This is a genomic window from uncultured Megasphaera sp. (assembly GCF_958350005.1).
Lineage (GTDB): Bacteria > Bacillota > Negativicutes > Veillonellales > Megasphaeraceae > Megasphaera.
In genome coordinates this window covers 1-6,096 of the sequence record NZ_CATWFF010000126.1, presented here as the reverse complement: position 1 = coordinate 6,096, position 6,096 = coordinate 1, and the positions used below count along the sequence as shown (strand labels likewise).

At 52.8% G+C, this 6,096-nt stretch carries 6 protein-coding genes; all 6 read right to left on the bottom strand.

Annotation, left to right across the window (positions count from 1 at the left end):
• Window positions 1–429: 429 nt before the first annotated feature.
• Window positions 430–1,608 (bottom strand): hypothetical protein, encoded by a 1,179-nt coding sequence (locus Q3886_RS07765; RefSeq protein ID WP_301860755.1) that lies wholly within the window; start codon window positions 1,606–1,608, stop codon window positions 430–432.
• Between the two features lie 69 nt (window positions 1,609–1,677).
• A complete protein-coding gene (lysS, locus tag Q3886_RS07760) occupies window positions 1,678–3,183 on the bottom strand; it encodes a lysine--tRNA ligase (protein ID WP_301860754.1) in 1,506 nt (501 codons plus the stop codon).
• A gap of 21 nt (window positions 3,184–3,204) precedes the next feature.
• Window positions 3,205–3,696 carry a transcription elongation factor GreA gene (greA, locus tag Q3886_RS07755; RefSeq protein ID WP_301860753.1) on the bottom strand — a complete coding sequence of 164 codons (492 nt, stop codon included), beginning with the start codon at window positions 3,694–3,696 and terminating at the stop codon, window positions 3,205–3,207.
• Between the two features lie 114 nt (window positions 3,697–3,810).
• Entirely contained in the window at window positions 3,811–4,821 is a 1,011-nt protein-coding gene (dusB, locus tag Q3886_RS07750; protein WP_301860752.1) for a tRNA dihydrouridine synthase DusB, read from the bottom strand.
• Window positions 4,805–5,569 (bottom strand): type III pantothenate kinase, encoded by a 765-nt coding sequence (locus Q3886_RS07745; protein WP_301860751.1) that lies wholly within the window; start codon window positions 5,567–5,569, stop codon window positions 4,805–4,807. Before Q3886_RS07745 ends, dusB begins: the two co-directional genes overlap by 17 nt.
• Before the next feature lie 218 nt (window positions 5,570–5,787).
• Window positions 5,788–6,096, bottom strand: a 309-nt coding sequence (locus tag Q3886_RS07740) for a YadA-like family protein (protein ID WP_301860750.1), incomplete at its 5' end; no start/stop codon positions are given.

Here is a 6,096-nt window from a genome sequence, read left to right as displayed (position 1 = left end):
CATAAGTAAGAAGTTAGAAAAACCGCTTAGCTTGGTGGGCCGCAGCGGTTTTTTCTATTTCTATGGCCGTAACACAAGAGCCAGCGCAAATAGTAACACTAAAAACGCTAAGAAATCGTATTTCGACATAGGCCTCAGTCCTTTCTGAGGCTCAGATTCACCGCTACCGTTCTGGCACAGCGCCAGGATTTAGTATAACAAATTTCTAACAGCAACGCAACAGTGACCGTCTGATTTGACAGGATGGACACTGACCTGTATACTATACATAGAAAGACGCTGTACCGGTAACGGTTAGCCTCACAAAATAGTTTCAGAAAAACCGCTTAGCTTGGGAGGCCGGAAGCGGTTTTTCTATTTCTATGGCTGTAACATAAAAGAGCCGTCGCGTGAAGAGATCCTTTTCTCTTCGGCGACGGCTCTTTTGTGCTATTTCAGTCCATATCGTTCCATAGGATCCTGGAGATGATGAATCGGTTCGCTGATTAAAATGACATCGTCAACATACTGTTCCTGATGTTTGACAATAAATACGAGAGACACACCTTTCTGAAAGGGACTATCATAATAGTAGGCATCGACAGACTTATCTTTGTCCGGCCCCACTTCTACCCGATCAGGACGCCCGTAAAGGGATAAAATCGTCGAAATATGGTAGCCCAGCGTGGCACCGCGGCTCGTATAGGCATTATTGGTCAGGAGGAAAACTTTCCGCACCGTATTGTGGCGGTCTACTTCTACGCCGTAATCACCATAGAGCCAGAAATTATTGCTTTCCCGTTTGATCAGATTGGTCCACATGTTGTACTTATTCGCCTGGAACGGCTCATTTACCGAAAATCCCATGAGGGAAAAATCTTTTTTCTGCCGTGTTCCCACTACATCGTGGCTGGAAAAGCTGCTGCTGTAGGGCAGGCGCGGCGGCATGAGGGCAACCCGTTCGATTTTCCGGTTCGCAATGGCAAACACCAGCGATTCCGTCTTTTCCGGACTTTCATAGACGAAATAATACACATTGGAGTCCGCATCGCGCAATATCGTTTCGGGCGTACCAAATTGCCGGAGCAGCACTTCTGCCGGCGCCTTCAGCCGCAGCCCCCGCGGCAGTTCCACCGTTTTGCCGCTGGCTAAAAAGACGCTTTCCACACCGGGACGAACGGCCTTGCGCGTTTCGCCGGTCTGCTTCAGAATATCGGCCATATCGTTGCGGCTGATAATGCGCATGTGGAGGTCATCACTGGCATAGCTCAGCTTCGTATAATGGGCGCTCTGCCGGTATGTATCGGGACTGCCGTACATTTTTTTTACCATATCGACAGTATCGCCGCCATGAAGACCGCCGACAGCGAAGTCCGCTGCCGTCAGCGGCGCCGGTGTCCGGACAGTCAGTGCGGCGATCTGGGCCGCATCCATAGCCGTGCCGTCAGACAGGCGATCTTCTTTTTGTTCTGTATGAGATGCCCCTTTCGATTTATCCTGCTGGATCTGAGCCTGCGCCGCCGCAGACAGTGCGTGATCGCTGTCCACAGCAGTACCGGCTGCTCCGGCAAAGGCCGCAGCACAGCAAATCCACAGGCCGGCCAGGGCCAGCACGTTTTGATACTTCATAGGTCCTCCTGTCTTGTCTTTTGTATAAAAAACACCCTCCGAAACACGTTCAAAGGGTGTCTGCAGGTCTTACAGTTGTTCCGGCCGGCTTAAGGGAAACAGCAGTACATCACGAATAGAGGCACTGTTGGTCAGGAACATGACCAGACGGTCTACGCCGATTCCCAGGCCGCCTGTCGGCGGCAGGCCGTATTCCAGAGCACGGCAGTAATCTTCGTCCATCTGATGGGCTTCATCATCGCCGTGTTCCCGTTCTTTCATCTGTTCAATAAAGCGGTTGCGCTGATCAATGGGGTCGTTCAATTCACCGAATCCATTGGCCAGTTCGCGGCCGTAAATGAAGGCTTCAAACCGATAGGTCAGAAGCGGATTTTTCGGGTCCTGCTTGCTCAGCGGCGAAATTTCCAGGGGATGGCCTGTAATGATCGTCGGCTGAATCAGGTTTTCTTCTACATAGTCTTCAAAGCAGCCGTTAATAATCTTGCCAATGCCGTCGTATTCGCCATATTCTACGTGCAGTTTATCAGCAATGGCCCGTGCTTCTTCAACAGTCGTGACCTTCGAGAAATCTTCGCCTGTATACTTCTGTACGGCTTCGATCATGGTCATGCGGTCCCACGGCGGCGTCAGGTCGATTTCCTTGTCGATATAGGTAATCTTCATGGTGCCGTACAGTTCCATGGCCAGTTTCGATACGAGGTCTTCCGTAATTTTGATGACATCTTCCAGATCGCCATAGGCCTGGTACAGTTCGACAGTCGTAAATTCCGGATTATGCCGCGTGTCAATGCCTTCGTTGCGGAAGCAGCGGTTCATTTCGTACACCCGTTCCAGACCGCCGACGAGAAGGCGCTTCAAATGCAGTTCCGGTGCAATGCGCAGGTAAATGTCGATGTCCAGAGCATTGTGATGGGTTACAAAGGGACGGGCTGCAGCGCCGCCGGCAATGTTGTGCAGCATTGGCGTTTCCACTTCCAGGAATCCCCGATCATCCAGGTATTTGCGGATGCCCTTAATAATCTTGGACCGCTTAATAAACGTATCCTGCACTTCCGGATGGACAATGAGGTCCAGATAGCGCTGGCGATACCGCGTTTCCTTATCGGTCAGGCCATGGAATTTTTCCGGCAAGGGCCGCAGGGATTTGGACAGGAGCGTCCATTTTTCCACGCGTACCGTCGTTTCGCCTGTATGGGTCGTAAAGACCGTGCCTTCTACGCCGACAATATCACCAATATCGAGGAGCTTAAACAGGGCATACGAATCTTCGCCCAGTACGTCTTTGCGGAAATAGAGCTGAATTTCGCCGCTCAAATCGCGGAGCACGCAGAAAGCAGTCTTGCCGTGACGGCGAATAGCCATGAGGCGGCCGGCAATACGGACGACGGTTTCGTCTTTTTCCAGGGCTTCTGCCTGGTCTTTCAGTTCCTGAGCGTGATGATCCCAGTCAAATTTCTGACCGAAAGGATACACGCCGGCATCGATAAAGGCCTGCATCTTTTCGCGGCGCACCTTCATCTGATCGTTTAATTTTTCCTGCTCTACTGCAGGTTCCACTGGTTTTGTATCTGCCATGAATAGGTTCTCCTCTCCTGCTTATTCCGCATCAGGCGGCAAAATGCGATATTTCAGTTCGCCTGCCGGCGCTTTGACCGTAACGACAGTCGGGTTATCGGCATTGATGGTCTGACCCAAAATTGCCTTGCCTACAGGAGATTCATTGGAAATACGGTTGTTGAACGGATCGGCTTCGGCCGTCCCGACGACGGTATAATCAAAGCGGTCGCCTGTTTCTACATCTTCCAGAATGACTTTAGAGCCGAGACGCACTTTGGCCGAGCTGTCATCCGATTCCTGAATGATTTTAGCCGTGCGGATCTTGCCTTCCAGTTCGGCAATACGGCCTTCAATAAAGGCCTGTTCATTTTTCGCATCGTCATATTCCGAGTTTTCGCTCAAGTCACCCAGGGCAATTGCTTCCTGAATTCGTTTGGAAACTTTAATACGGCGAACTGATTTCAGTTCGTTTAATTCGTCTTTTAACTGCTGCAGCCCTTCCTGCGTAATCAGCGTTTCATTGGTAGCCATAACCATACTCCTTTATTCTATAGTAAGGAGACGGAACGAACGCTTCCGGTGGGCAGTATCCGTTCCGCCTTTCATATACTGTACGTTTAATTATATGCGTATCCGCCAGGTATGTCAATAAATTCCCCGGTCCTGCCGGCGCTGTTCCTCGTCCATCATGGCACGGATAATGTCTCGAAATTCCTGAGCTGACTGGGCCCGGTTGACCCGTTCCCGCAGGCGCGTCGAGCCATACATGCCCTTCGTATACCACGATGCATGAGAGCGCATTTCCCGCACGCCAATGTACTCACCCTTATAGGCCAGGAGCGCCTCGAAATGCTCCAAAATCTGGGCATACCGTTCCAGCGGCGACGGCGGCGGCAGGATTTCGCCTGTATCCATATAATGATATATTTGCGGGAAAATCCAGGGATTTCCCTGAGCGCCGCGGCCGATCATAATCCCCTGACAGCCTGTTTCGGCAAATAAAGCTGCAGCCGACGGCCCGTCAGTTACATCGCCGTTGGCAATGACCGGAATCTGGACGGCTTCCACGACGGCCCGCATCTTCTGCCGGTCGGCGCGGCCGCTGTAAAACTGCTCCCGCGTGCGGCCGTGAATGGTAATGGCTGCGGCACCGGCCTGCTCAGCCCGTTTGGCCAGCTCGACAGCCGTAAATTCCCGGTCGTCCCAGCCTGTGCGCATCTTGACCGTAACCGGAACGGAAACGGCCTGTACAACGGCCCGGATAACCTCTTCGGCCAGGGGCAGATTCTTCATCAGTGCCGACCCGTCGCCGTTGCGGACGATTTTCTTGACGGGACAGCCCATGTTGATGTCGACAATATCGGCACCGGCTTCTTCGACGACAGCTGCAGCCTGAGCCATGACAGCTGGATCAGAGCCGAAAATCTGCATGGACAGGGGATGTTCCCGCTCGTCAATGCGCAGGAGCTCTGCTGTATGCTGATTGCGGTAGCGAATCCCCTGGGCGCTGATCATTTCGGCACACACCAGAGCCGCCCCATAGCGGCGGGCAATGACGCGGTACGGCAGATCGCAGACGCCGGCCATGGGAGCCAGCACGACGGGGCGGGCCAGATGGACGGACCCGATGGACAGGGACTTAACAGTTCCGTTCATAAATAATTCGCAGTCCTTCCAGAGTCAGCATGGGTTCGACGACGTCAATCGCTGTCGATGCCGGCGCAATGACCACAGCCAGACCGCCCGTTGCCACGACTTTGGCATGACTTCCCAGTTCCTTGCGCATGTGGCTGACAATGCATTCTACCTGGCCGACAAAGCCATAATAGACGCCGGCCTGCATGCTTTCTACCGTATTGCGGCAAATGACTTTATCTGTCCGGCGGATTTCGATACGGGGCAGCTTGGCCGTCCGCTGTACAAGGGCGTCTGTAGAAATGCCAATGCCCGGACAAATGGAGCCGCCCAGATAATTGCCCTTCTTATCGACGGCGCAGAAGGTCGTCGCCGTGCCGAAGTCAATGATAATGACCGGGCCGCCGTATTTGGCATAGGCTGCCACAGCATTGACAATGCGGTCGGCACCGACTTCGCGGGGATTGTCATATTTAATATCCATGCCGGTCTTGACGCCAGGGCCGATAATGAGCGGGCTCAGGCCAAAATAGCGCTGGCACATCCGTTCCAGCGTCGGCATGACTGGCGGCACAACGGAAGAAATAATGATGGCCCGTACGACACTGGCATCAAGGCCATTCAGGTGAAAGAGATTGCGAATGAGCACGCCGTATTCGTCAGTCGTGCGCAGGCGGTCCGTGGAAATGCGCCAGTGATCAAGCAGTTCCGTCCCTTTAAAAACACCGAGAACAATATTGGTATTGCCTACATCAATAACTAATAACATGATTATACGCTCCCTGCAACATGAAGTAATATACGCCTACTATCATAACAGAGTTTTTCGTCCTTGAACAGCCTTTTTCCGCAGAAACTGACAGAAAAACAGGCGCTTTGTCATCCCGGCAAAGGCAATAAAAATGCGGCTCCCGGCACAGGAGTCATCCTGCACCAGGAGCCGCATCCAACAGGCCTTATATGACCGAAATCACACGAAGAGAGAGTTTATTTCTTCAGTGCTTCCAGTTCCTGTTTCTGCTGTGCATTTTCTTCTGCCAGCTTTTTGTTTTCTGCTTTCAAACCGGCCACTTCTTTATCGAGAGCTTCCAGGCGCTGCAGAATCGAATCGACGGTGCTGCTGTCAACGGTCGTAACGTCTTCGCCGCCCTGGCCAATACCGAAGGTGACGCCTACGTTGGCGGCCGTCTTGTTATTGCCGCCGAAGGAGTGGGATGCACCCAGGGAGAGGAGAACGTTCTTGTTGGGACGATAGAAGCCGCCCAGCGCTGCAGCCTGCGTGCCGTCGTACGTGCC